The 25263-nt window shown below is 72.6% G+C and carries 25 protein-coding genes; 11 read left to right on the plus strand and 14 right to left on the minus strand.

Annotated features, from left to right (window positions below; translation table 11 throughout):
* Positions 1-87 precede the first annotated feature (87 nt).
* Positions 88-450, plus strand: coding sequence for a zinc-binding dehydrogenase (locus tag AB0C35_RS11785; protein ID WP_358453479.1), 363 nt, complete (start codon positions 88-90; stop codon positions 448-450).
* Between the two features lie 87 nt (positions 451-537).
* Here the strand turns inward: AB0C35_RS11785 and AB0C35_RS11790 are convergent, their stop codons facing one another.
* The 3 genes from AB0C35_RS11790 to AB0C35_RS11800 form a co-directional block, all read right to left on the minus strand.
* On the minus strand, positions 538-1680 hold the full coding sequence (locus AB0C35_RS11790; RefSeq protein WP_358453482.1) for a site-2 protease family protein: 1143 nt from the start codon (positions 1678-1680) through the stop codon (positions 538-540).
* An 80-nt stretch (positions 1681-1760) separates the two neighbouring features.
* Positions 1761-1994: a hypothetical protein gene (locus AB0C35_RS11795; RefSeq protein ID WP_358453485.1), complete on the minus strand. Its 234-nt coding sequence runs from the start codon at positions 1992-1994 to the stop codon at positions 1761-1763.
* Positions 1995-2072: 78 nt separating this feature from the next.
* Complete coding sequence (locus AB0C35_RS11800) at positions 2073-3320, minus strand: APC family permease (RefSeq protein ID WP_358453488.1); 1248 nt, start codon at positions 3318-3320, stop codon at positions 2073-2075.
* 242 nt (positions 3321-3562) lie between these two features.
* Between AB0C35_RS11800 and AB0C35_RS11805 the strand changes: the two genes are divergently transcribed.
* Together AB0C35_RS11805 and AB0C35_RS11810 are read left to right on the plus strand one after the other, a co-directional pair.
* Positions 3563-4369, plus strand: a complete 807-nt coding sequence (locus AB0C35_RS11805) for an SDR family NAD(P)-dependent oxidoreductase (RefSeq protein ID WP_358453491.1) — start codon at positions 3563-3565, stop codon at positions 4367-4369.
* 182 nt (positions 4370-4551) lie between these two features.
* A complete protein-coding gene (locus AB0C35_RS11810; protein WP_358453494.1) occupies positions 4552-5442 on the plus strand; it encodes an LLM class flavin-dependent oxidoreductase in 891 nt (296 codons plus the stop codon).
* Positions 5443-5451: 9 nt separating this feature from the next.
* On the opposite strand, the gene AB0C35_RS11815 is transcribed toward AB0C35_RS11810, so the two are convergent.
* The 3 genes from AB0C35_RS11815 to AB0C35_RS11825 form a co-directional block, all read right to left on the minus strand.
* A complete protein-coding gene (locus tag AB0C35_RS11815; RefSeq protein WP_358453497.1) occupies positions 5452-6258 on the minus strand; it encodes an ATP-grasp domain-containing protein in 807 nt (268 codons plus the stop codon).
* Between the two features lie 50 nt (positions 6259-6308).
* Positions 6309-6791 (minus strand): GNAT family N-acetyltransferase, encoded by a 483-nt coding sequence (locus AB0C35_RS11820; RefSeq protein WP_358453499.1) that lies wholly within the window; start codon positions 6789-6791, stop codon positions 6309-6311.
* Positions 6792-6925: 134 nt separating this feature from the next.
* Positions 6926-8314 (minus strand): MFS transporter, encoded by a 1389-nt coding sequence (locus AB0C35_RS11825; protein WP_358453502.1) that lies wholly within the window; start codon positions 8312-8314, stop codon positions 6926-6928.
* A gap of 84 nt (positions 8315-8398) precedes the next feature.
* Here AB0C35_RS11825 and AB0C35_RS11830 point away from each other — a divergent pair, with 84 nt between their 5' ends.
* Positions 8399-8998 (plus strand): TetR/AcrR family transcriptional regulator, encoded by a 600-nt coding sequence (locus AB0C35_RS11830; protein WP_358453505.1) that lies wholly within the window; start codon positions 8399-8401, stop codon positions 8996-8998.
* A gap of 575 nt (positions 8999-9573) precedes the next feature.
* Here the strand turns inward: AB0C35_RS11830 and AB0C35_RS11835 are convergent.
* The 4 genes from AB0C35_RS11835 to AB0C35_RS11850 all read right to left on the minus strand — a co-directional run bounded on the left by AB0C35_RS11835 (position 9574) and on the right by AB0C35_RS11850 (position 12430).
* Complete coding sequence (locus AB0C35_RS11835; protein ID WP_358453507.1) at positions 9574-10503, minus strand: zinc ribbon domain-containing protein; 930 nt, start codon at positions 10501-10503, stop codon at positions 9574-9576.
* Positions 10500-10841: a helix-turn-helix transcriptional regulator gene (locus AB0C35_RS11840; RefSeq protein ID WP_358453509.1), complete on the minus strand. Its 342-nt coding sequence runs from the start codon at positions 10839-10841 to the stop codon at positions 10500-10502. The genes AB0C35_RS11835 and AB0C35_RS11840 overlap by 4 nt, the downstream gene beginning before the upstream one ends.
* 14 nt (positions 10842-10855) lie before the next feature.
* The gene (locus AB0C35_RS11845) at positions 10856-11080 is read right to left on the minus strand and encodes a hypothetical protein (RefSeq protein ID WP_358453511.1); all 225 of its coding nucleotides are present in this window, start codon (positions 11078-11080) and stop codon (positions 10856-10858) included.
* Positions 11081-11242: 162 nt separating this feature from the next.
* The gene (locus AB0C35_RS11850) at positions 11243-12430 is read right to left on the minus strand and encodes a cytochrome P450 (protein ID WP_358453513.1); all 1188 of its coding nucleotides are present in this window, start codon (positions 12428-12430) and stop codon (positions 11243-11245) included.
* 88 nt (positions 12431-12518) lie between these two features.
* Here AB0C35_RS11850 and AB0C35_RS11855 point away from each other — a divergent pair, with 88 nt between their 5' ends.
* Both AB0C35_RS11855 and AB0C35_RS11860 read left to right on the plus strand, forming a co-directional pair.
* On the plus strand, positions 12519-13574 hold the full coding sequence (locus AB0C35_RS11855; protein ID WP_358453515.1) for a TetR/AcrR family transcriptional regulator: 1056 nt from the start codon (positions 12519-12521) through the stop codon (positions 13572-13574).
* Positions 13575-13846: 272 nt separating this feature from the next.
* Positions 13847-14254 (plus strand): phosphoribosyl-AMP cyclohydrolase, encoded by a 408-nt coding sequence (locus AB0C35_RS11860; protein WP_358453518.1) that lies wholly within the window; start codon positions 13847-13849, stop codon positions 14252-14254.
* A 22-nt stretch (positions 14255-14276) separates the two neighbouring features.
* Here the strand turns inward: AB0C35_RS11860 and AB0C35_RS11865 are convergent, their stop codons facing one another.
* Complete coding sequence (locus AB0C35_RS11865; RefSeq protein WP_358453520.1) at positions 14277-15302, minus strand: saccharopine dehydrogenase NADP-binding domain-containing protein; 1026 nt, start codon at positions 15300-15302, stop codon at positions 14277-14279.
* Positions 15303-15403: 101 nt separating this feature from the next.
* On the opposite strand from AB0C35_RS11865, the gene AB0C35_RS11870 reads away from it, so the two are divergent.
* Both AB0C35_RS11870 and AB0C35_RS11875 read left to right on the plus strand, forming a co-directional pair.
* Positions 15404-16375, plus strand: coding sequence for a helix-turn-helix domain-containing protein (locus tag AB0C35_RS11870; protein ID WP_358453523.1), 972 nt, complete (start codon positions 15404-15406; stop codon positions 16373-16375).
* Between the two features lie 231 nt (positions 16376-16606).
* Positions 16607-18643 (plus strand): ricin-type beta-trefoil lectin domain protein, encoded by a 2037-nt coding sequence (locus AB0C35_RS11875; protein ID WP_358453526.1) that lies wholly within the window; start codon positions 16607-16609, stop codon positions 18641-18643.
* Positions 18644-18897: 254 nt separating this feature from the next.
* On the opposite strand, the gene AB0C35_RS11880 is transcribed toward AB0C35_RS11875, so the two are convergent.
* Positions 18898-19692 carry an SDR family oxidoreductase gene (locus AB0C35_RS11880; protein WP_358453529.1) on the minus strand — a complete coding sequence of 265 codons (795 nt, stop codon included), beginning with the start codon at positions 19690-19692 and terminating at the stop codon, positions 18898-18900.
* A gap of 326 nt (positions 19693-20018) precedes the next feature.
* Between AB0C35_RS11880 and AB0C35_RS11885 the strand changes: the two genes are divergently transcribed.
* Positions 20019-20822: a transporter substrate-binding domain-containing protein gene (locus AB0C35_RS11885; RefSeq protein WP_358453531.1), complete on the plus strand. Its 804-nt coding sequence runs from the start codon at positions 20019-20021 to the stop codon at positions 20820-20822.
* A gap of 67 nt (positions 20823-20889) precedes the next feature.
* Here the strand turns inward: AB0C35_RS11885 and AB0C35_RS11890 are convergent, their stop codons facing one another.
* On the minus strand, positions 20890-21591 hold the full coding sequence (locus AB0C35_RS11890) for a hypothetical protein (protein WP_358453534.1): 702 nt from the start codon (positions 21589-21591) through the stop codon (positions 20890-20892).
* Positions 21588-22232, minus strand: coding sequence for an RNA polymerase sigma factor (locus AB0C35_RS11895; RefSeq protein ID WP_358453537.1), 645 nt, complete (start codon positions 22230-22232; stop codon positions 21588-21590). Before AB0C35_RS11895 ends, AB0C35_RS11890 begins: the two co-directional genes overlap by 4 nt.
* Before the next feature lie 261 nt (positions 22233-22493).
* Here AB0C35_RS11895 and AB0C35_RS11900 point away from each other — a divergent pair, with 261 nt between their 5' ends.
* On the plus strand, positions 22494-22883 hold the full coding sequence (locus AB0C35_RS11900; RefSeq protein WP_358453540.1) for a hypothetical protein: 390 nt from the start codon (positions 22494-22496) through the stop codon (positions 22881-22883).
* Positions 22880-25162: a glycosyltransferase gene (locus tag AB0C35_RS11905; protein WP_358453543.1), complete on the plus strand. Its 2283-nt coding sequence runs from the start codon at positions 22880-22882 to the stop codon at positions 25160-25162. The genes AB0C35_RS11900 and AB0C35_RS11905 overlap by 4 nt, the downstream gene beginning before the upstream one ends.
* The last annotated feature ends 101 nt before the right edge of the window (positions 25163-25263 follow it).

Here is a 25263-nt window from a genome sequence, read left to right on the forward strand (position 1 = left end):
CGGCCTTCTCACTCAACTTCGGTGAGATCGCCTACCGAAGCGCGAACGTCCCGCCCCGGTACGTCCCCGGATGGGACGCCGGCCGTCGTGCCGGACGCCGTCGACCGGGGAACGGCCGGCGCACTGCCGGTCGCCGGAGTCACGGCGCTGCAGGCGGTCCGCCGGCTCGGTCCGCCGGCCGGCCGGCGCGTCCTCGTCACCGGCGCGTCCGGCGGCGTCGGCCGCTGCGCCGTACAGCTCGCCGCCCGTGCGGGAGCGCATGTCATCGCCTCCGTCGGCGGCCCCGCCCGCGCCGAGGGGCTGCGCGAGCTGGGCGCCGCGGAGATCGTGCGCGGCCCCGAGAACGTGGAAGGCCGGGTGTACGGCGTGCTGGACAACGTGGGCGGCCGACAGCTCGCCGAGGCCCTGCTCGCCCGGCGCGTCGCCGGCAAGGCGGTCCTGGAGGTGTGACGCACGTGCATCGGGTGCCGCCTTGCCTTGCGATCCTGGGACGGTCCGGCCGCGGTCCGCGCGATGTGCGGTGGCGCTCGTGAGGGGTCAGGACGGCCAGGGCCGGGATCCGCGTAGGTCGCTGGTCTGCAGTGCGCGGGCGATGTCGCTCGGGGTGATCAGGCCGATCACGTGGCCTTCGTCGTCCAGGACGACGGCGCGGCCGTCGGTGCAGCCGGCCATGCGGGGCAGCAGGTCGGGCAGCGGGTCGTCCGGGTGGGCGGTCGGGACCTCGTCGGGCGGGCAGGCGATGTCGGCCAGGCGGAGCGTCCGCCGCTGGTCGGGCGGGGTGGCGCGGACGCGGTTCAGGGTCACCAGGCCGGCGAGGCGGCCGTCCGCTCCCAGGGGGTAGGTGGAGTAGCGGTGTGTCAGGACGACGTTGTCGACGAGGTCCTGCACCGGTGTATTCGCGTCCGCCACGAAGGGGTCGGGCGTCATGACGTCGGCGACGCGGACGTCCTTCAGCGCCGCGTTGACGCGCGTCTGCTGCTCTTCGGCGCCGGCGGCGGTGACGAGGAAGAAGCCGATCAGGGCGAGCCACAGTCCGCCGAAGCCGGCTCCGACCACGAACTGGACGAAGCCGAGCGCGATCAGGGCCAGGCCGAACACACGGCCCGCGCGGGCCGCGGTGACGGCGGCGCCGGTCCGGTCGCCGCGCCGCCACCACAGGAAAGCCCGCAGCACGCGGCCGCCGTCCAGCGGCGCCGCCGGGATCATGTTGAACACCGCGAGGATCGCGTTGATGCCACCCAGGTAGGCGAGCGTCGCCACGATCAGTTCCGGTCCGTCCGCGGCCGCCGCCAGCGTGGCCGCCGCCGCGAAGACCGCGCCCACGGCCAGGCTGGTGATGGGGCCGATGACGGCGATGCGCAGGTCCGCGCCCGCCGTGCGCGGCTCGCCGCGGAGCTGGGCGACACCGCCGAGCAGCCACAGCGTGATGCCCGAGACCTCGATGCCGTTGCGGCGCGCGACCACGGCGTGCGCCAGTTCGTGGGCGAGCAGGGACGCCAGGAGCAGGACAGCGCTGATCGTCCCCGCCAGGAGATAGGCCCATACCCCGTGGCCGGGATACACCTCCGGGAATCGGCCGAATGCCAGCCCGAAGACCAGGATCGCGACGATCACCAGCACGCTGACATTGAGGCCGACCCTGATTCCGGCGATGGTGCCGAGCCGGATCGACTCACGCATCCGGTCTCCTTCGTCCGCGAACTGACGGTCTACCCGCAGGCCGGGCGGCTAACCGGTTCCGGGGTCGCGGCAGGCGGTGCTCAACCGGACATGCGGTGGCGGAGGAGGGCCTTGCCCTGCTCGGCGCCCTTGCGGCTGTCGGCCTGGGCCCGGCGGAAGAGATCGGCCAGTTCGGTGTCGCCGCCGCGCTCGGCGTCGCCGATGTAGGTCTCCAGCCGCAGCGCGTTGCTCAGGCACTGCTCGACGAACCAGACGAGGTTGTAGTCCTTGTCCTTGGTGCCGGTGATCCCACCGGTCTCCTGTGTCGTGCTCATTTCGCTTGCCTCCCTTGTCGTGCGGCCGGCCCGTCCGGCCGGCTGCGCGTCCCCTACCCGGGAGGCCATGGCCCATTCTCAGCGGGCGCGGCGCAGTCCGTAGAGGGCGGCGCCGCCGGCGAGGACGGCGGTGCCGGAGGCCACCGACGAGAACGGCAGCGCGAAGGCCAGGATCAGGCAGCCGGCCAGCCCGGCGATGGGCACGACCCTGGGCGGGCGGCCCTCGTCCGGTGCGAGGGTCCAGGCGGAGGCGTTGGCGATGGCGTAGTAGACGAGGACGCCGAAGGACGAGAACCCGATGGCGCCGCGCAGGTCCGCCGTCGCGGCCAGCACCGCCACCACGGCGCCGACGAGGAGTTCGGCGCGGTGCGGCACCTGGAAGCGGGGATGGACGGCGGCCAGGGCGTGCGGCAGGTGCCGGTCGCGGGCCATCGCCAGCGTGGTGCGGGAGACGCCGAGGATCAGGGCGAGCAGTGACCCGAGGGCGGCGACGGCGGCGCCCACGCGGACCGCGGGGGCGAGCGCGCCCACGCCGGCCTCGTCGACGGCCTGGGCCAGCGGCGCGGTCGCCGCGCCCAGACCGGCGGTGCCGAGGACGGTCAGGACCGCCACCGCGACCGCCGCGTAGACGGCCAGGACGATGCCGAGCGCGAGCGGGACGGCCCGCGGAATCGTCCGGGCCGGGTCGCGGACCTCCTCGCCGAGGGTGGCGATGCGGGCGTATCCGGCGAAGGCGAAGAAGAGCAGGCCCGCCGCCTGGAGGATCCCGCCGGGGCCCGTTCCGGCGCCGAACTCCAGCCGTCCGCCGCCGGGTGTCGCGGAGGCCAGGCAGGCGACGACCACGGCGGCGAGCACGGCCAGCACCACGGCGACGATGACGCGGGTGAGCCAGGCGGACTTCTGCACGCCGACATAGTTGACGCCGGTCAGCAGCACGACCGCGGCGACGGCCACCGCGTGCGCGTGGGCGGGCCAGACGTACGACCCGACGGTCAGCGCCATCGCCGCGCAGGAGGCCGTCTTGCCGACCACGAAGGCCCAGCCGGCGAGGTAACCCCAGAAGTCGCCCAGGCGCTCACGGCCGTAGACGTAGGTGCCGCCGGACGCGGGGTGGCGGGCGGCGAGCCGGGCCGAGGACGTCGCGTTGCAGTAGGCGACCACGGCGGCCACTGCCAGGCCGGCCAGGAGCCCGGACCCGGCCGCGCGCGCCGCGGGGGCGAGGGCGGCGAAGACGCCCGCGCCGATCATCGACCCCAGGCCGATCACCACGGCGTCGAACACGCCCAGCCGCCGCTGCAGCTCCTCGCCTGCCGGTGAGCCGCTCACGGCGTGCTCGTCCGGCTTACGCTGTCGTTCAACGGCGGGCCTTTCGCGTGTGCTGCGGCTGTTCACCGTTCGCCCGGGTCGTCAGACGAGCGGTCGGTGGACGTCCAATTCACACAACAGTACGGATCGGCCCGGCGGGTCCTGATGCCGGCCGAACAGGCTGCAACCGGCGTGGGCGGGACGGGGTTCATGGGGGCGAAGCACGTCCGCAGGGGGTGTGCTCGCCTAGGAACGGGGATTCCATGGACTTGCAACTCGCCGGCCGCGTCGCTCTGGTCACCGGCGCGTCGAAGGGGATCGGGCTGGCCGTCACGCGGACGCTGCTCGACGAGGGCGCCCGCGTCGCTGCCGTGTCCCGCAAGTCGGGCGGCGAACTGGACGCGCTCGCCGGGCCGAACCTGCTGCACGTGGCGGCGGACCTGACCGACCCGGCCGCCCCGGCGCACGCGGTGGAACGCGCGGTCGAGGCGTTCGGCGGGCTCGACGTCCTGGTCAACAACGCGGGCGGGCCGCCGCCCGGCGCGGACCTGCCGCGGTTCGGTTTCGCCACCCTGGCGGACGACGACTGGCGCGACATGTTCGAGTTCAACGTGTTCGCCGTCGTCCGGGCGGTGCGGGCGGCGATCCCGCATCTGCTGAAGAGCGACGCGGCGTCCATCGTGAACGTCTCGTCGGGGAACGCCCGCCGCCCCGGGGCGATGAACTACGACTACAACGCGGCGAAGGCGGCGGTGACGAACCTGACGAAGGGGCTGTCGGAGGAGTACGCGCCGCAAGGCGTCCGGGTCAACACGGTCTCGCCGGGCCCCGTCCGGACGGCGTGGTGGACGGACGAGGGCGGCGCGGCCGACATCATCGCCGGGGCCACCGGCTCCGACCGCGACGCGGTGCTGGAAGGCGGCGCGGCGGAGATGATGAGCCTCACGACCGGCCGTCTCGCCGACCCGCAGGAGGTCGCCGACGTGATCGCGCTGCTGGCGTCGCCGCGTTCGGCGAGCACGACGGGCGCCGACTTCGCCGTCGACTCCGGCTTCCTCAAGGAGATCTGAGCCCCGTCCATGTCCCCCGGCCTGCCGGTGTGCCGGCCGGGGGGCTCCGCTGAACCACGAACGTTCACCGGAATTGCTTGCGCGGCCGGGGTCGGGGGCTGCACCGGAAGGGAATTGACCTTCAGTCGGCTTGAGGTTTTAGCGTGAAGCGTCCGTCCCGATCGACCGAAAAGGGGATGACAATGCGCGTCAGCACGAGCCTGCCGACGAACGATTCCGGCATCCCCGACCTCGCGCAGGCCCATCACCTCGAAGCCCTCGGGTACGACGCCGTCGGCATGCCGGATCTGCTCATCGGCGACGGCACGCCGGGATTCGACCCCACCCTCGTCCTGGCGGCGGTCGCGGCCGTCACCAGCGAGATCAAGCTGGGGTTCGGCGTGCTCACCCTTCCGCTCCGTCCCGCGGTCATGGTCGCCGCGCAGATCCAGACGCTTCAGCATCTGTCCGGCGACCGCGTCGTGCTGGGGGTCGGCATCGGCGGTTTCCCCGGCTCGCCGTTCTGGCACGCGGCCGGCGGGCCACCGCGGGCGGAGCGGGGCCGCCGCGCCGACTCCTCGCTGGCGCTCCTGCCGCGCCTCATCCGGGGAGAACCGGTCGAAGTGATCCCCGGAGAGGAGGTCGTGCTGGCCCCGGCGGCTCCGGTCCCGCCCATCCTGATCGGCGGGAACTCCGAGGCCGCGATGCGCCGCGCCGTGCTGTTCGGGGACGGGTGGGCGCCCTCGCTCATCACGCCGCGGGCGCTGGCGGACAAGGCGGCGCGGTTGCGCGAGATCGCCGGCGATCTGGGGCGGCCGGTCCCGTCGATCTCCGTGGGCGGTCACGCCTTCCTCGCCGGCGACGCGGCGGCCGCTCTGCGGTCCTTCGTTCGTTCCCTGGTCGACGTGCACGGGATGCCCTCCGAAGAGGCGGAGAGCGTCGCGGTGACGGGCGGCCCAGCGCAGGTGGCGGAGCGCCTGGCTGAGTACGCCGAAGCCGGAGCGGACGCGGTCGAATTCGGCCTCGACGGCGGCGAATGGCGGCGCCAGGCCGAACTGCTGGCCGAAGCGAGAAACCACGCGGCCGGCGCATGACTCGGTGCCCTATCCGCCCATGTTCAGGTCGACCTGGTCGACGACCCAGTCGCGGTCTTCCTCTGCTACTCGGTCTTCGCGGACGCAGGAACGGGCCAGGACTCTGAGCACTTGCTCCGGGTCGCATCCGTAGAGGCCCGCACCCCATGCCGCGTTGGCTTCCACGACCGCCCAGCCACGGTCGTGGATTCGTCCCACATCGAGGACGGTCGCCGGCGGGACGGGGACTTCAGCGAGGACTTCTTCGGCGTACTGCTTTGCCTCTTGGACGTCGCCGTCTGGGGCGTCCCAGAGGCCGTCGTCCGAAAGGGCGAGTTCTCCGTCCAGCAGATAGGGCGACATGGTGACGACCGTGCCGTCGAGCACATGACAGCGGAATTCGACGTCCCATCTCACGGGCTCGCAGACGAACACCGGCGTGTCATCTGGCAGGACGTCCTGCCCGGGAAGTTCTGCGGGCGATGAGTAGACCTTCCCCTCGAATGCCTTCCGCCCGTCGGCCGGCTTCACGAACGCCGGTTCGGGGAGGCTTTCCCGGACGCCGCCCAATGTCGACTTATCGATGTGTCGCCGCCGATGCCGCTCAGGAAGTGCCGGCAGCCAGTCATGGGGCACATCGAGCAGCTTCATCCCAAGCTGCGCCGCGATGACCTCGACGAACGTCGGCTCGCCGTACAGCGCGACGTCCTGCCCGCGCAGCCGTTCGGGCGCCCGCCAGCTGCCCAGCCGCTCCGCCTTCCAACCCGCACGTCCCGTCGCGGCGCGCAACGCCTTCGAGTCGGACGTGTAGCGGGGAGATAGCACGAGGAGCGGCATCGGGCAAGACTAAACGGCGGAGAACCGGCGTTCGCGACCACGTCCGGATGTCATGAGGGCAGGTCCTTGACGTAGCGGTGGACGGGGACGGGGACCGTGCCGGTCGAGGTGGGGGCCTGATAGGTCAATGGGCCGGTGTCGCGCCAGCCGTGAAGCTCGTAGAAGCGGCGTGCCCGGGTGTTGCCGGGGACGACCGCGAGCCATGCCCGCCGGTGCCGTCCCCTGAAGCGATTCTCCGCCGCCTCCAGGAGGACGCCTCCGACCCCTTTGCCGCGGGCGCGGCGGTCGACGGCCAGTTGGACGACTTCGCCGTCGTCGTCCCCGAGAATGATCAGGCCGAGGAGGCGGCCGTCGGCGTCGGCCGCCACGAGGGTCGCGTCCGCGTACTTCTCGGCGTGGACGGCGAAGTGCTCGGGGCCGCGCTCGTCCATCAGCTCCGCGGGGACGTGCCCCTCGTGGCCGTCGAGCCAGGCTGCCCGCCACAGCAGAGCGAGGCTCGGGAGATCGTCGGAACGGGCAGGTCTCACGTTCATCGTCACCCTCCGGGCGTCAGTGCGTGTTGGTCGGCGTTGCCGCATTGCGCGGCCGGTTTCGCCTTCCGCCCCGACCCGGCGCAGGACCGCGCAGTGGCGTCAGGTCGGGGCAGAAGGCGGCTCGCACGACCGTCTCACCGTCCCCGGCCGGGGGTCAGGACGGCGGCCGCGAGCGCTCCGGCCGCCGCGGCGACCGCGGCGACGACGAAACCGTCCTTGAACCCCGAAAGGGTGTCACCGACCAGGCTGACGGCGGCGACGCTGGAGATCACGGCGGCCCCGATCGAGGCGCCGAACTCGTGGAACGTGCTGACGATGCCGGACGCGATGCCCGATTCGTGCGGGGCCACCTGGCCGAGGGCGGTCGCCGACGCGACGACGAACATCGCGCCCGTCCCGGCGCCCGCGATCGCCGTACCGGCGACAACGGTGGCGGGATGCATCGACAGGGCCGGGACGGCCATGCCGATCGCGGCGATGACGAGCCCGCCCACGGCGAGCGGGCGCGCGCCCGTCCGGGCGATGGTCCGGCCGGTGAGGTTGGCCCCGAGCATCGTCGCGACCGCGACGGGCAGGAACAGCAGACCGGTCTGCAGGGCGCCGAAGTCCTCCCCGTGCTGGAAGTAGAACGTGCCGAGGAAGAACACCGCGATCATCAGCGCGGTCGCCATCAGGATCAGGAACGTGCCGGTGGCCACCGGGCGCCGGACCAGCAGTGCGACGTCCATCATGGGTGACCTGGCGGTCTTCTGCCTGGCCACGAACGCCAGATAGCCGATCGCGGCCACCAGCACGAGCACCCCGCCGGCCAAGGTGAACCAGCCGTGGTCGCCGGCCCGGATGAACGCGTAGATCAGGGCAGCGGACGAAGCGGTGACCAGCAGCGCACCCAGCACATCGAGCCCCGGACGCGGCGCCGCCGCCTCCTGGTGCGGGAGCATCCGGGCGAGCGCGACGACGATCACCAGCCCGATGGGCACGTTGACGTAGAACACCCACGGCCAGCCGGGGCCGGCGGTGAGCAGTCCGCCCAGGAGCACGCCCAGCGCCGCGCCGCCACCGCCGAGCGCCGACCAGACGCCGAGCGCCTTGTTCCGTTCCTCCCCGTCGAACAACTGCACCACGAGTGACAGGGCGGACGGAGACATCAGCGCCGCACCGATTCCCTGCGCGACGCGTCCGCCCAGCAGCAGGGCGGCGGTTCCGGCGAATCCGGTCACCAGCGAGGCCGCCGTGAAGATCAGCAGGCCGGCGAGGACGACGCGCTTGGCGCCGATCAGGTCCGCGGCCCGTCCGCCGAGGAGCATCAGGCCGCCGAACGTCAGGGTGTACGCGCTGACCGTCCAGGTGACGGCCTGGCGGCTCAGTTCCAGATCCGCCTCGATGTTCGGCAGCGCGATGGCCACGACGGTGACGTCGAGGATCAGCATGAGCTGCGCCACGCCGAGGAACCCCAGGATGCGCCACCGCAGCGGATGGGGCGAACCGTCCCGCGCGGCCTGGTCGTGGGTCTTGTACGTCATGGGAACCTCCTTAACTCGTACTACGGAATACGAGTTCTAGGGGGAGAGTAACACGTACATCGGCATACGAGTTAGGGTGCTGGCATGTCCACTTCCACTCCCGGCCGCCGTCGGCGCGCGGACGCCGAGCGCAGCATCGCCCGCATCGTCTCCGCGGCGCGCGAGAGCCTCAGCAAAGACCCGACCGCGAGCATCGACGACATCGCCAAGGCCGCCGGAGTGGGCCGGATGACGCTCTACGGCCACTTCCGCACCCGGGCGGACCTGGTCGAGGCCGCCCTGGCCGACGCGCTGCGCGCGGGTGAAGAGGTGCTCGGGGCCGTCGACCTCACCGGTGACGCACGAGGCGCCCTGACCCGGCTGCTCGACTCCAGCTGGTCCCTGGTGGCGGAGTCCACGGCGCTGTTGGCGGCGGCCCAGGGAACCCTCCCGGCCGGACGCATCCGCCAGCTGCACACCGCCCCCGCCGAGCGCGTCGAAGAACTCATCCGCCGGGGTCAGGAACAGGGCGCCTTCCGCACGGACCTGCCGATGACCTGGCTGGTCGGCGTCATCCAGCACGTCCTCCACGGTGCCGCCGAAGAGATTCGCACCGAACGCCTGAAACCAGACGAAACCGCCCGCGTCGTCATCGCGACGGTGCAGTCGATCCTGGCCGTCCCCCCACCCCCGGCCCCCAACTAGAAGCCACGGCGCACCCCCGGACGCCCTGCTCCGAACACGACCCCAAGTCCGCACGCAAGGTTGCGGGCCTAGGCGAGGCGCGCGCGCCCTATCCGCGGGCCTGGGCGAGGCGCGCGGGTCCTACCCGTGGGCCTGGGCGAGGCGCGCGCCCTACCCGTGGACCTGGGCAAGGCGCGCGCGGGGAGGACAGGCAGCCGGATGCGACCCGCCGCGCACGTACCCCAGCCGCTGCTTGTCACCCACGCCGGAGATCCGCAGCAGCCGCCCGCCGAGCGCCATGTCACGTCGTCCAGCGCCCGCTCCAGCCACCCGGTCAGGCGGGTGGGACGTGTTGAGCGGGCGGCGCAGCGTCAATGCCTGCCGGGGCACGCCGCGCAGGATGGAAGGCACCAGCCGAAGCTGCGCCAAGCACGGGCCCGGCGCCGGCAGGGCACGGCGTCGAGGCCGTGCGCGACGCGTTCGCCGTCACGCTGACCACATGGGGCTAAGCGAGGCGCGCGGGAGGACGGACAGCCGGATGCGGTCCGCCATCGAGCGCTACGTGTCGTCGTCCGGCGTCCGCTCCCGGGGCCCGGTCAGGCGGGTGGGACGTGTTTGAGCGGGCGGCGCAGTGTCCAGGCCTGGCGCGGCGCGCCGTGCAGGATGGACAGCAGGTGCCGGGCTCGGGCCCGGCGGGTGGGCAGCTCGGTGAGCAGGCTCAGCCATTCTTCGGCGTAGCGGCCCCGGTCACCGGCTGGCAGCAGCGTGCACCCGGCCGCCAGCAGCCGCCGCGTCAACCGTCCCGGCGGCCGCGCCGCACCGGAAATCGCGCGAGGGCGGGGTTGATCGCCGGCCGCCATCGTGAAAACCCGCTCGGCTTCCTGCAGCGCCCACGCCGCCGTATCCGCGGCCGCCCGCACCGCGTCCGCCGCGACCACCGCGGCCACCGCCGCGTCCGCCGCCACGCGAGCCGCCGCGCCCGCCGCGCTCATCGCCTCCGCTGTCGCGCCGGACACCGAGGACGCCGCCGACGCCACCACGCCCGCGGCGCCCGCTGCCGCGCGCGCCGCGGCCACCGCGTCCGCCTCCGCCGCGCATGCTGCGGCCACCGCGTCCGCCGCGTCCATCTCGGCCGCCGGGCCCGTCGTGCCCTCCGCCACGCGCCTCGCGGCCGCGTCCACCGCCGCGGACAACGTGCGTGCCGTAGCCGCCGCGTCCGCCGCCGCGCGCACCGCGGCCACCGCGTCCGTAGCTGCGGCCACCGCGCGTGCCGCATCCTCCGCGGACGCCGCCTGTGTCGCGTCCGCCGGGGCCGCTGTGCGCGCTGAGTCCGCCGCGTTCGCCGCCGCGTTGGCGGCGGGGATCACGAGCGCGGCGAGGTAGGCGCACGCGGCCTGCAGCGCGCCGCCATCTCGGCGCACCCCGTTGAGCTGCCCTCCGCAGGACTCGCAGAAGTAGCGATCGGCGCGGACCCGATGCCCGCAGTCGGGGCAGACCAGGTCGTCGCGGGGTGCAAGTCGGTTCATGGGGTCGCTCCGGGGGCGTGCGGGCGCAGGGTGTCCCAGGGCGTGGGGGCGGTGGCGCGGTTGGCGTGAGCCTTGGCCAGGGCGAGCCGGGCGTTCTCGGCGCCCTCCTGGGTGAGCTGGTAATAGCGGCGGCGCGGGCGGCCGAGGGCGCCGGCGTCACGCTGCTCACCGGGCTCTTCCCAGCGGGACGTGATCCATCCGGCCTGTTCCAGCCGGGCGATGATCGGGTACACAGTGCCGGTGGGCAACTCGGTGGCCTGCACCATCTCCAGCCCGTACCACTCCCGGCCCGGCTCCAGCAGCGCCTGGCGCAGCACCATCTGAGTCTGCATCGTCATCCGCGGGCCCCGGCTCAACGCGGTCCCCTTCCCCGCGTCCCGCTTCGCACGGCCAGCAGCAATCCGGCCACCGCCGCCCCCACCCCGACCGGCCTCGCCACCGCCGGCATCAGCACCGCGAGCACGGCTGCCGCGGTCGCGGCGAGCCCGATTCCCAGCCACGCCAGCAACTCCCAGGCGACGAACACCCCGGATCGCCCCGAACCACTCCCGCGTTGCTCGAACTCTACATAGCCCATGCTCGTACTCTACATACGCCTCCGGGTGATCGCTGCCGAATCACCGCGATGAGCCGCAGGCACATGCAGGCACAGGGATGCCCGTTCGCCGGGTTGGTGTCTCTCAGGTCGGTGTCTCTCAGGCTGGTGGGGTGGGATGTAGGGGGTGGTGGGGGTGTGCTGTCAGGGGGTGAGGGTTACGGGTAGGGCGGTGAGGCGCCAGGTGCCGGGGTCGGGGGCTCGTAGTTCCTCCGGCTCGGACGCCAGCGTCAGACGGGGGTAGCGGCGCAGAAGCGTGGTGAGCGCTACCTGGGTTTGGACGCGGGCGATCGAGGCTCCCAGGCAGAAGTGCGGCCCGTGGGCGAAACCCAGATGTGCGGCCTCGCCCTTGGGACGTGTGATGTCGAGCGACTCCGGGTCGCTGAAGGCGCGCGGGTCACGGTTGGCTGCGGCGATCGAGGCGACGACGGCCTCGCCCGCGCGTATCCGCGTGCCGCAGAGCTCGGTGTCCTCACGCGCGTAACGCGGAATCGACAAGAGCGTCGGGCCGCACCAGCGCATCAGTTCCTCGACGGCGCCGGGCATGAGGTCGGGGTCCTCCCGCAGCGTTTCCAGTTGGTCGGGGTGGGTGAGCACGGCGAGGACGGCGTTGGCGATGAGGTTGGCGGGTGTCTGGCCGGCCATGACGAGGTGCCAGACGAGGGTGACCATCTCCGCGTCGGTGAGGCGGTCGCCGTCCTCGGCTTGCGCGGCGATGAGGTCGGCGAGCAGGTCATCGCCGGGCTCTGTGCGGCGACGCGCGATCGCGGCCTTGGCGCCGTCCATGATGCCGGGGATGGCCTTGGCGAAATCGGGTCCGGCGCTCGCCGCGACGGTGGCGCCGTATGCACGCCATCGCGGGCGGTCCTCCTCGGGGACGCCGACCCATTCGCAGATGACGTCCATGGGCAGTGGACGGGTGAAGTTTGGAAGCAGGTCCACCGTCCCGTCGTCCGCGTGCGCTTCCACGGTGTCGAGGAGTCCCTCGACGATCGACTCGATTCGCGGTCGGAAGTCTGCGGCCCGGCGTGGTGTGAAGGCGGGCGCGACCAGCTTGCGCATGCGGGCGTGCTCAGGCCCGTTCATCTCGGACATCGTCCGCATGTAGGGGAGGCAGTCGTCCGGCACGTCGGGCCGCATGAAGCTGTCGGCCCGGATCTCGAAGCGCGGGTCGCTCAGCATCGCCCGCGCCTGTTCGTGGCGGGTCAAGACCCACCACGGGTCGAGGCCGGGGACCCGGAGCCGCGCCAGCGCGGTCTCCTCGCGGACGCGACCGTAGGCGGCGAAGGGGTTCCGGATGACGTCGGCATCGGTGAGGTCGATCTCCGGCATCTCAGATGCTCCAATCATATGGTCTTAACATCTGGATGGTGACGGTATCTTGGAGCGCCGCGGACGGCAAGGCAGAAGCGAGGGAACGATGACGCAGCGGCGCACCCGGGCGGAGATGCAGGAACACAACCGCGCACGCATCCTCGCCGCGGCCAAGGACGAGTTCGCTCACCGCGGTTTCCGCGAGGCCAAGATCGATGAAATCGCCGAGCGGGCGGGGCTGACCCGGGGCGCCGTCTACTCCAACTTCCCCGGCAAGCGCGCCCTGTATTTCGCGGTGCTGGCCGACCTCGCAGAACAGGCGTCCGCCCCGTCCCCCGGAGCCGGCCGGACGACGCCCGAAGCACTCGGCTCCTTCGCCCGCGCCTGGGTCGGCCGCCTCCCTCTCAGCACCGGCGGCCCGGCCCGAATCGACACGGACCTGATGCCGGAAATCCTCGCGGAGGAACGAATCCGCCAGGCGTTCGCCCAGTTGATGAAGCTCGACGCGATCCTGCTCGGGCTTGCCCTTGAACGGCTGGACCGCGGTGACCGTCTCGTGCGTGTCGCGGAGACGGCGCTCACCACCCTGCACGGCGCCACCCAGATGGCCGCCGTGGCGCCGGGTTTCTCCGACCCGTTCGACATCGTCGCAGTCTGCGAGCGGCTCGCCGTCCTCGACATGGACGGCGGCTGGCCGCCCGCCCACCTGCCCTGGGCGCCGCAGGCACGCCCCGTCGACGAGCCGTGGTCCCCGCCACCGGCGATCGACGTCGTCCGCGACGAGACCGTGCCGCTCACCGACGACGGCGTGGTGACCGTCCTCGGACTGCACCGGCTCGAAGCCGTGGAGGAGGCGGTACGAGCCGCGCCGTCCGACACCTGGGTCACGGCCATCCTGGTCACCGGCGACCCCGGAGAACTCGGGCCGCTGGCACGGCTCGTCGTCGCCGATGTGTGCACCTGCCTGCGGCAGGCGTTTCCGCGATCGGCGTGGCCGCGGCTGCGCGTGGTCATCGATGAGACGGGTGGCGTCGCCTCGGCCGCGGGCGTCCCATCCGTCGGCGACGCCACCGAGGTCGCCGTCCGGGTCCGGGACGCCAAGATCGTCGCCCGCGCCGAAGGCCGCGGCGCCTGCCACGCCGTTGCTCGGCCGCTGGGCTGAGCTCGGGGAGCAGGGTTGCCGCTTTGTGGTGGGTGGGTTGCTTGTCTGCTGAGCTTGGTGAGTCGCCGACCGGTGTCCGGGTGCTGGGGCAAGGTCGTTGCTCGTGCTGAAGTGTGGGGATGCGGCGCGGGGGCCTGCCGGTGGGTGGGGGGTCGGTCGGCGCGGGTCTGTTTCCGTGATGGCGATGGGCGTTGGGTGGTGATGGAGGGCGGGGGCGTGGGTGGTACGTGTCGGGGGACGGTGTCGGGTGGTTGGGCGGGCAGGATGGTCGGGTGAATGAACTCGAAGAAGGCACCCGGCTCGCTCTGGACTTCGACAAGCTCGCCGGGGTCGCGGCGACCGGGGCGCGGGTCGTCCCCGTGGTCCTGCAGGACGCGGGCAGTGGGGACGTCCTGTTCATCGGATACGCGAACGACCAGGCGCTCAAGGCGACGCTGGACGAGGGGATCGCCGTCCTGTGGTCGACGTCCCGCAACGAGCTGTGGCGCAAGGGCGCGACGTCGGGGGACGTCCTGGAGGTGGTGGACGTCCGCGTCAACTGTGAGCAGAATTCGCTGCTCTACCTGGTGAACCGGACGACCGGCGGCGCGTGTCACACGACGCTTCCGTCGGGAGAGGCCCGCCCCACCTGCTACTACCGCTCGGTGACCGACGCGACGCTCCGCCACGTCCTGCAATGAACCGCGCGGACGCCCACCCGGTCTAGTGACGCACGTCGACTGAGAGGTGTGCGGACAGCGCGTTGAGGAAGTCGGGCGCGTCGAAGATCTTCCCGGCGGAGGCGACCCCGGTCGTCCTGGTCTGGCCGGTGAGGATGCGGTGGACCGCCTCCACCGCGAGCGGCGCGGTGATGGCGTAGATGTCCCGGCCGCTCGCGGTGGCGCGACGTTCCGCGCCGCCGGAGCGGACGACGACGTCGACGAGGAACGTCTGGTCGGAGCGGCCGCGTTCGTCGGCCGCCGCCGGCGCCGGCGTGTCCGGGGCCGACAGGTCCTCGACCGCCTCGACCGTCATGTACGAGCGCAGCTCGGGGACGGTCAGGTGGCTGGGGATCGTGACGACGTCGGCCATGCTGAACTCCCCGATGACGGGCCGTACCCCCATCGGCTCGGGAAACGTCCACTTCAGGGACGGGAGAGCGTCCTGGTGGTACTCCAGCTTCCCGTTGGTGAAGCGGACCCGGCGGCCGTTCCGGCGTTCCCGGGAGACCGTGCCCGCGGCGCGTGTCCCGGCGGTGGGGTGCCAGCTGCTCAGCGCGTATGCGACGTGCGCCTCGTCGGCGGTCGTCCAGTCGCCCATCGCGGCGGTGGCCAGCAGGTCGCCGAGACCGCCGAAGAAGGCCATCGCGGGGACGATCACGGCCCCGGCGTCGCGGTCCGCGAAGTGGGCGAACGTGTCGGCGTTGGCCTCGATCTCCGCCGCCACGTCCACGTAAGGGATGCCGGCGCGCAGCGCCGCCTCGATCACCGGGGCGGCGGTCGCGGCGAAGGGGCCGGCGGTGTTGATGACCGCCGCCGTGCCGGTCAGCGCGCGGTCGAGCGACGCGGGATCGTCGGCCGACGCGGACCGGACGTCGAGCCCTGGGAAGGACGCCGCCAGCGCTTCCACCTTCCCGGCGTCGCGGCCGGACAGGACCGGGACGAACCCGCGATCCCGCAGCTCCGCCACCACGAAGCGCCCGGTGTGCCCGTACGCGCCGAACACCGCGACCGCCTGACCCGATCCCATGGTTTCTCCTGTTGTGCTCGGTTGATCCACTGCAGGGATCATGGCGGCGGCGGTCGTTCCGCACGAGTGTCTGGAACGCCATGCCTCGTACAATTCCGGACATGGGCACTGTCGCGGTCGCCGTCGCCGACGGGATGCTGAGCTTCGAGCTGTCGGTGGCCTTCGAGGTGTTCGGCACCGCTCCGGACGGCGTGGACGGTCCCTGGTACAGCCTCGTCGGCTGCGGGGCGGGCGTCGTCCGGGCCGGCATGTTCAGGCTGGAGCCCGACCACGGGCTCGACCGGCTGGCGAGCGCCGACACCGTGATCGTCCCGGCGTGGGCCGATGTCGACGTGGATCCGCCCGGCGACCTCATCGACGCGGTGCGCGCGGCCCACCGGGCGGGTGCGCGCGTGGCCGCCCTCTGCACGGGCGCATTCGTGCTGGCCGCCGCCGGGCTGCTGGACGGGCGGCGCGCGACCACGCACTGGGCGCACACCGAAGCGCTGGCCGCGCGCTATCCCCGGGTGGAGGTCGATCCGGACGTCCTCTACGTGGACAGCGGCAGCGTCCTCACTTCGGCGGGCAAGGCCGCCGCGATGGACCTGTGCCTGCACCTCGTCCGCCTCGACCGCGGTTCGGCGGTCGCGAACGCGGTCGCGCGCCGTCTGGTCGTGCCGCCGCACCGGGCCGGGGGCCAGGCCCAGTTCGTCACCGCGCCGGTGCCCGCACAGGACGACCATCCGCTCGCGGAGCTGTTCCCGTGGGCGATCGAACGGCTGGACCGTCCGCTGACCGTGGAGGATCTGGCCCGCCGGGCCGCGATGAGCTCGCGCAACCTGGGCCGCCATTTCAGGTCGGTGACCGGTACCACCCCGTTGCAGTGGCTGCTGACCCAGCGGATCCGCCGCGCCCAGGAACTGCTGGAGACCTCCGACGACAGTGTCGAGGCGATCGCGGCGGCGACCGGCATGGGCACCGGGGCGACGTTGCGCCGGCACTTCAACCGCACGGTCGGTGTGCCGCCCGACACCTACCGCCGCACCTTCCGCAGCTCACACGCCGGGCGCACTTCGCGTTTCGCTAAGGCTTAAAAAAAGTGGTGGGGAAACATTGACAGCGGGCTCACCGCAAGGTTTCCTTCCTGATACCGCCGCCGCGATGTCGGGCAGCGTCCGGCAGCGGTCCGAGCAATCGGCCGGTACGCGGTACGTCCGTGTGCCCGGACCCGTCGAGGACGGTGGCCCTCCTCTGGGGTGCGACCGGGGTCTGGCCATCGCGGTGTCCCCGGACGCCGCGACCACCCCGAGCGAGGAGATGCACCGATGCCCGCAGCAGGCAGCCCCCCACCTGTGCGGCCGGGCGCCGATCCGGCGTCCCGGCGCGACGACACCGGCAGCCCCCGCACACCGCGCGCCCGAGGCCGCAGGTCCGCGGTCGGCAGGCGCGGCCCGCGCGCCTGGTCCAGTCCGCGTGCCGGCCGGCGCAGCCCGGGTGGTGGGCGCCGGACGGTCCTGGCCGCCGCCGGGCTGGCGGCGGTGACGGCCGCCACCGGTGTCGCGGTGCCGCCGGCACTCGCCGCCGGCGAGACCGTGAACGTGTATCTGACGACCACGTCCGACTCCGGCGGACGGAACGTGACGCGCGGGCTTCAGCAGCAGGCCCCCGTCGCCTTCGAGGCGGGCAGCCCCGCCGCCCAGCACACCATCACGGTCAACGAGAACGTCCGCCACCAGCGGTTCGACGGAGCCGGCGCGTCCATCACGGACACGACCGCGTACCTGTTCCGGGGCGGGCCGATCAGCGCCGCCACCCGGGACGAGGTGATGCGGAAACTGTTCCACCCGGTCGACGGCATCGGGCTGTCGTTCGTGCGCAACCCGATCGGTGCCTCCGACCTGTCCCGGCCCGGCAACGTCTCACTGGACGACACCTGCTGCGACCTGAGCGACTTCGGCGCCAATGGATACGACGCCGATGTGCGGCAGCTCACCCAGCAGGCCAAGCGGCTCAACCCGCAGTTGCGGGTCAAGGGCGTCCCGTGGAGCGCGCCGGGCTGGATGAAGGACAACGGCCGGATGGACCAGATGGGCTGGCTGAAGTGGGAGTACTACCCCATGTACGCCCAGTACCTCGTCAAGTACATCCAGTCGTACGAGGCGGCCGGTGTGCCGGTGGACTACATCTCGGTACAGAACGAGCCGAACTGCTGCCAGGCGGGCAACCCGACCGCCATGAACTACCCCGGCATGTCATGGAATCCGTCCGGGCTGGTGGAGTTCACCAAGAACCACGTGTACCCGGCGTTCCGGGCCGCGGGGATCGACACCAAGGTGATCCATTTCGACTGGAACTACGGCGACTACGCGAGTTTCGGGTCGCAGATCGTGGCCGACTCCGCGCTGCGCACCGACCCGCTGTCGGCCGGCATCGGGTGGCACGACTACTTCGGGAGCCCGTCGGTGGGCACGCAGGTCCACGGCCAGTATCCGTCGATGACGCAGTTCAACACGGAGCATTCCGGCGGCACCTGGGTCTCGAACCAGCACAACGAGGACATGGGCGACATCATCGAACATGCCCGCAACTGGTCGAGTGCGGAGGTGAAGTGGAGTCTGGCGCTCAACCAGAACATGGGCCCGCACAACGGCGGCTGCGGCACCTGCACAGGCCTCGTCACCGTCCAGGAGGGCGGTAGCCGCGCAGGCCAGGTGGACTACACCGTCGAGTACTACACGATGGGCCACCTGACCAAGTTCGTGAAGCCGGGCGCCCACCGCATCGACTCGACCGGCAACAACACCGTGCAGAACGTCGCGTACGTCAACCCCGACGGCTCCAAGGCACTGATCGCCCACAACGGCGGCGCCGGCTCCCAGTCGGTCCGCGTCGTCTGGGGCGGCCAGTCCTTCACCTACACGCTGCCCGCCCGCACGTCGGCGACGTTCACCTGGTCGGGGACGCAGTCGGGCGGTGGAGCCGCCGGCCAGATCACCGGCCTGGCCGGCAAGTGCGTCGACGTCGCCGGCGCGGGGACGTCGAACGGCACGGCGGTCCAGCTGTACACGTGCAACGGCACCGCCGCCCAGCAGTGGACGCCCGCCGCCGACGGCTCCCTCCAGGCGCTGGGCAAGTGCCTGGACGTGGCAGGTCCCAGCACGGCGGACGGCGCGGTGACGCATCTGTGGGACTGCCACGGCGGCGCGTCCCAGCAGTGGACCCACACGGCCGCCGGTGACCTCGTGAACGCGTACGCCGGCAAATGCCTCGACGTGACCGGAAACAACCCGGCCGACGGAACCCGGCTGCAGATATGGACCTGCACCGGCGGCGCCAACCAGAAATGGACCGTCCCCGCCTAGCGCCCGCGCGATCACGGCCGGGAGGCCGGTGCCCGGCGCCGGCGCGGGAACGAGCGGGAGTGCCGCCGCATCCTCGGCGGCGGCGCCCCGGGGCCGGTGCCGACGAATCGGACCACGCCCCCCGGGGAGCCGGCACTGCTCGGCCGGCTCCCCGGTCACCCGCCCGCGATCAGGTGGGCGGCGAACGCCCGGCCGGGGTGAGTGCGGCGGCAGAGGTGCGGTCGACACGACGGGCGCGGCGGCGGATCAGCGGACTAGGGGACGGAGGCGATGCCGCCGTCGACGCGCAGGTCGATCCCGTTGATGTAGCCGGCGAGCGGGCTGGCCAGGAACGTGACCGTGGCGGCGATGTCGTCGGCGGTGCCTAGCCGGCCGGTCGGATTGGGGGCGTATTCGGCCGCCACCAGTGGCTCCAGTTCGTCCCAGGCCTGCGGCCAACCCCGGCGGGCGGCGCCGTCCTCGAACAGCTTGCGCATCCCCGCGGTGACGATCACGCCGGGGCTGACGGTGTTGGCGGTGATGCCGGTGCCGGTCAGGTGCCGGGCCAGGCTCGTCGTCATGTTGACCACCGCCGCCTTCGCCGCCGAGTACTCCACGAGGTTGGGCAGCGGGGTGGTCGCCGCACGGCTGCCCAGGTTGATCACGCGGCCCCAGCCGCGCTCGCGCATTCCCGGCAGCACAGCCTGGATCAGGCGGACGGCCGACAGGACGTTGCCGTTCATCGCGGCCAGCCACGCCTCGGGCTCGGCGTCCTCCCAGTCGTGTTCGGCAACCGGGCCGGCGTTGTTGACCAGCACGTCCACGTTCCACGCCGCGGCGTGCCGGGCCACCTCGGACGCGGCGCCCTCGTCGGTGAGGTCACCGAGGACGGTCTCGGCCGTGCCGCCCGCCGCCCGCAGCCGTTCCGCCACCGCCTCGGTGCGCGGCCCGTCGCGGCCATGGACCAGTACCGCGCACCCCTCGGCCGCCAGCCGTCCGGCGATCGCCGCGCCGATGCCGCCTCCGCTCGCCGTCACCAGGGCTCGCCGCCCCGCAAGCTCAAGCTCCACGTTCACGAACTTAGACGGAGGCACCGACAGTCCGGCGCCCCGGCGGGGCTGACCATGTTCCGTCCGGCCGGGCGAAAACGGGTGGACGCCGGTGACCCCCGGCGGGTGAGATCGGAGCGTCTCGATTCCGCGGGAGATTTCCGTTGATGTGCGTCGCGTGCCGCGGTGTGACCGGCGGACGCCTGCGATGGTGTGCGTTGCCCGCCCGGTGCCGGGCCGGTTGTGGTCAGGAGGGTGGAGGCATGATCGCCGGGCTGCGACTTTGTAGGCGGGTGCTCCCTGTTCGGTGGGACCAGGGCCGCGCTCCGGGAGTGGGGGATCCGCGGATGCGGCGACTGGTCGCTTCGGTCCTGGCCGGCTGTCTCGCCCTGACCGCATGCGGGGACGCCGGGAAGGCGTCGATCGTCGAGAAGACGACGCTGGTCGCCGGGGTGCGGCCGGATCTTCCGGGGATCGGGTTCCGGCGCACGGACGGCGTCTTCGAGGGCCTGGACGTGGACGTGTCGCGGTACCTCGCGAAGCGGATGGGGAAGAAGGTCCGGTTCGTCCCGGCGCTGGCGTCGGATCGCGAGGAACTGCTCCGGACCGGGAAGGTCGACATGGTGCTGACGTTCTGGCTGGAGCCGGAGTGGAAGCAGCGGCTGGCGTTCGCGGGGCCGTACCTCCTGTCGTACCAGGACATCCTCGTGCGGGGCGGCGAGCGCGACGTGCGCGACGTGCGGGATCTGGAGGGACGCAGGATCTGTGCCGTCACCGGGTCCGGGGCGGCGGAGGCGGTGACCGTGGAGCGGCAGGTCGCGGCGGTGCCGGTGGCGGCGAGGTCCTACCGGGAGTGCATGGCGATGCTGCGGGACGGCCGGATCGACGCCATCACGACGAACGACACGATCCTGGCCGGGTTGAAAACGCGGCAGGGCGCGGACTTCCGGTTGCTGAACTCCCGCTTCGGGGAGCGGCGGACGGGCATCGCGATCCGGAAGGGCGACCCGGACGGGTGCGAGGCGCTCAACACGGCGATCACCCAGATGTACCAGGACGGGACGATGGCCAGGTTCATGCACAAGTGGTTCGGCTCGTCGGGCCTGGACCTGTCGGACGTGGACGTTCCGCAGTTCGAAGGCTGCCTGTAGCGCCGTCGGGCCTCTAGCGCCGTCGGCCCTGTAGCGGCGGCGGGCGTCCGGCGGTGCGGGGGCCCGGTCAGTCCGTCGGGGCGCCGGCCGGGGCGCCGTTCTCGCCGTTGCCCGACTTGATGTCGGTCGGGGGGCGGCTGTCGCCGGTTCCGGTGCGGGGGGTCGTGCCCGTGTCGGGCGGGCGGCCGATGTCCGGTGGCGGCGAGCCGTTGCCGGGGCCGGGGCCGCGCGGGGGCGTCCTGGTGTTCTGCGGCGGAGTCGGCTTCGCCTTCTGCTGCCCCGGCGGTGTCGAGGCGCTGTTGCCCTTCTTGGACGCGCCCGGCGTGGGCGACGCGCCCGGCGGCGTCGAGGACCGTGGCCCTGTCGGCATCCCCGGTGCGAACTGGGTGGCCGGGGTCTCGTTCTGGCGTGTGCCCGTGCGGTCGCTCGGCGTCGTGCTCGGCGAGGGCGACGCCTCCCGCCCCGGGATGTTCCCGGTGATCGCGGCGGCGGCCCCTCCGGTCAGGATGAGCGAACCGCCGACCAGCACCAGGGCCTTGACCGTGAGGAGGCGGCGCAGGGCGGCCATGCGGGACTTCCGTGCGGGACGCGGGGCGGCTCGGAAGGCGGCGACGGCGGCGTCCTCACCCGCGAGTTCCTCTGGACGGGCGGGGCCGGCGGCCGCGGACAGAAGGCCGTGGAGCCGGGCGTGCGCGTCCGCGCCTTCGAGGTCGAGGAGGCCCTCAAGGGTGCGTTCGTCGAGCCGTCCGGCCCGCTGATGGTCGCTCATGACACCCCTTCAGCGCCGGTACCGCCGCTTTTGTCACCGCGGACGAAGGGCAGGGCTTTCGAGGACTCCGGCGGGGACGGTGCGTTCGCGTGCGACGGGCCCAGCAGTTCGGCGAGGCGGCGCAGACCGCGGTAGGAGGCGGTCCGCACGGCGCCGGCGCGCTTGCCGAGGACCCGGCCGGCCGTCTTGGCGTCCAGGCCCATGACGACGCGCAGGAGCACCGCCTCGGCCTGGTCGCGGGGGAGCCCGCTGATGAGCTTCAGCGCGTCCTGGGTGGCGACACCGGTGAGGGCGTCGAGTTCGGTGTCGCCGTCGGCGGCCATCGTGACCAGTTCCTCGACGGGAAGGTCGCCCATGGGACGGCGCGACTTGCGGCGCAGGTGGTCCAGCGCCCGGTGCCGGGTGATCGTCGCGGTCCAGCCGCGGAAGCCGTCGAGGTCGCCGCGGAACGAGGGCAGGTCCCGGGCGATCTGCAGCCATGCCTCGGAGGTCACGTCCTCGGCGTCCGCGCCGACGAGCGCGCCGGCGAAGCGGATCAGGCGGGGCTGGACGTCGCGGTAAAGCATGCGGAAGGACTCATCGTCGCCGTCCTGCGCCGCCCGCAGAGCACGGCCGAGTTCTTCCTCGTCCGCCCGTTCCATCCTGGCCATTGTGCAGGGAACCCGGCGGTCGTGTGACACGTACGCGGTTGTTCGCGCTGAAGCAGTGGGCGTTCACGCCGCCCCTCGCGCACGGGCGTTCCCCACCGGACGAAGTGATGGACGAAAATGACCGGCAATACCCCGCAAAACCGGGACGAATTGCTCATCACGGGCATCCCACCTGTTACTGATCCCCTACCGGCGGCCCCGCGTGGATCACCGCGTGCGACGCGGCCCGAGACACCGGTCCAGACGGAGGCGGTGTTCGTCGACGCGAGCGGTTGGCGGGCACGGCTCGGGAGGCGGCTGGGCCTGGGCGCCGGGGCGGTGCTCGTCGTGTTCCTCGGCGCGCTCGGCCTCGGCATGACGACCGGGCCGAGCGTTCCCCTGACGTCGTGGAGCGACCCGTCGCCCGACCCGGGCCCCGTCGTGCCACCGGCGGGCCCGGAGCGGAACGCGAGCCCCGTGCCCACAGGACCGGCCGCCGGAGGCCCGGGAGGCGGGCCGCGGACGGCCCCCTCCGCGTCGTCCGCACCGTCGGCGCCCGCCCCGCAGGCAGCGCCGACGCCCGGCTCGACCGCGAGCAACCCGGGGAAGGGGAGGTCGACCGCGGAGCCGCCCGCCTGGGGGCGTAAGAAGCAGGACCGTTGACGGGCCGGCGCAGTGAACCCAGGGGCCACTGGATCCTGCTGATGCTCGGCGGCCTCCTGCTGACCGTGCTCCTGCTGCTGGACGGCTTCTCCCGCGGCGTCGTCGGCGAGGCGCCGCGGGACGTGCCGGAACGTCCCGTCCCGGCGCCGTCGGAGATCACCTCCGGCGGACCGGTCGTGAACCTCACCGGCGACGCCCCGCAGAGCCGGCGCATGCCCCCGAAGACGATCGCGCTGACCTTCGACGACGGCCCCGACCCGACGTGGACGCCGCGGCTGCTGGACGTCATGCGGCGCCACGGCGCCCACGCCACGTTCTTCACGATCGGCGCCCACGTGGCCGAGAACCCCCGGCTGACCCGCCGCATCCTCCGCGAGGGCCACGAGATCGGCTCGCACACGTACACGCACGTCGACCTCGCGACCGCGCCGGCGTGGCGGCAGCAGCTCGAACTCGACCTCACGCAGCGGGCCCTGGCCGGGGCGGCGGGAGTCCATACGAGGCTGATGCGGATGCCGTACTCGTCCCGTCCGGACGGCCTGACCGCGCCGGAGTGGCGCGCGGCGCGGCGGGCGGGCGAGGACGGGTACGTCGTGGTCCTCACCGACCGCGACACCAAGGACTGGGCGCGCCCCGGCACCGCGAAGATCGTGCAGGCCGCGCTGACGGCCGGTGAGCGCGGCGAGGGCGCCGTGGTGATGCTGCACGACTCGGGCGGCGACCGGTCCGCCACCGTCGCGGCGGTCGAGCAGATCATCGAGCGGCTCCGGCCGAAGGGCTACCGCTTCACCACGCTCACTGACGCGCTGAACATGCCGTCCGCCGAGGTTCCGGTGCCCGCGCACGAGAGGGCCGCCGGCTGGACGCTCGTCGGCGCGCAGCACACCGCGTCCGCCCTCACCGGGACGATGGGCGTCCTGTTCGGGGCGGCCGGGATTCTGTACGTGCTGAGGCTCGTGCTGATGCTGCTGTTCGCGCACGTCCACGTGCGCCGGGTCCGGTCGCCGGCGCGCCGGCGACGGGGCGGCTCCAGGGCGGCCGGCACTCCGACGCTGTACGGATACAAGTTGCCCGGATACAAGCCGTCCGGATACGGCGAGCCGTCCGGATACGGCCGGCCAGCCGGGTACGGCGAGCCGCCAGGGTACGAAAGCATGCCGCCTGATCCGTTCCCGCCCGTCTCGGTGGTCGTCCCCGCCTACAACGAGGAGGCGAGCATCGGCGCGACGGTCGCCTCGCTGCTGGACACCGACTATCCGGGCACCGTCGAGGTCATCGTGGTGGACGACGGGTCCCTCGACCGCACCGCCGCGATCGTCGACTCGATCGGGCTGCCCTCCGTCCACCTGATCCGCAAGGCGAACGGCGGCAAGCCCAGCGCGCTGAACGCGGGGATCGCCGTCGCCCGCGCCGAGGTGCTGGTGCTCGTGGACGGCGACACCGTCTTCCAGCGCGACACGATCCGCCACCTCGTCGCGCCGCTCGCCGACCCGCGGGTGGGCGCGGTCAGCGGCAACACCAAGGTCGCCAACCGCGGCGGCATCCTCGGACGCTGGCAGCACATCGAGTACGTGATCGGCTTCAACCTCGACCGGCGGATGTTCGACGTCCTGCGCTGCATGCCGACCGTGCCCGGCGCGATCGGGGCGTTCCGGCGGTCGGTCCTGGCCGAGGTCGGCGGCGTCCCCGGCGACACCCTCGCCGAGGACACCGACCTCACCATGGCGATCTGCCGTACCGGCCTGCGCGTCGTCTACGAGGAGAAGGCGCTGGCGTGGACGGAGACGCCGTCGTCGCTGCGGCAGCTGTGGAGGCAGCGCTACCGCTGGTGCTACGGCACGATGCAGGCGATGTGGAAGCACCGCCGCTCCGTCGTCGAACGCGGCGGCTCGGGCAGGTTCGGACGCCGCTGCCTTCCGTACCTGACCGTGTTCCACGTGCTGCTGCCGCTGTTCGCGCCGGCCATCGACCTGTTCGCGCTGTTCGGCCTGCTCTTCCTCGATCCGGCCGTGCCCATCCTCACATGGACGGTCTTCGTCGCCGCCCAGAGCGCCGCCGGGGCCTACGCCCTGTGGCTGGACGGCGAGCGGATCCGTCCCCTGTGGACGCTGCCGCTCCAGCAGTTCGTCTACCGGCAGCTCATGTACCTGGTCGTCGTCCAGTCCGTCGTCACCGCGCTCCTGGGGGCGCGCCTGGGGTGGCACACCGTCCGGCGGACGGGGACCTTCACCGGTCTGACGGGCCGGGAACAATCCCGGGGGCCCGTCGGTTACACATGACAGCCGGTGTGCCTGGTGTCCCCGGGCCTCACCTTTTGCCTTCACGGAATACCGTCCGGCTGGAGCCGTGTTGTGCCTTTCGCCGAGAGGCGACCCACACA

It is taken from the genome of Spirillospora sp. NPDC048819 (genome assembly GCF_040650055.1).
GTDB lineage: Bacteria > Actinomycetota > Actinomycetes > Streptosporangiales > Streptosporangiaceae > Spirillospora.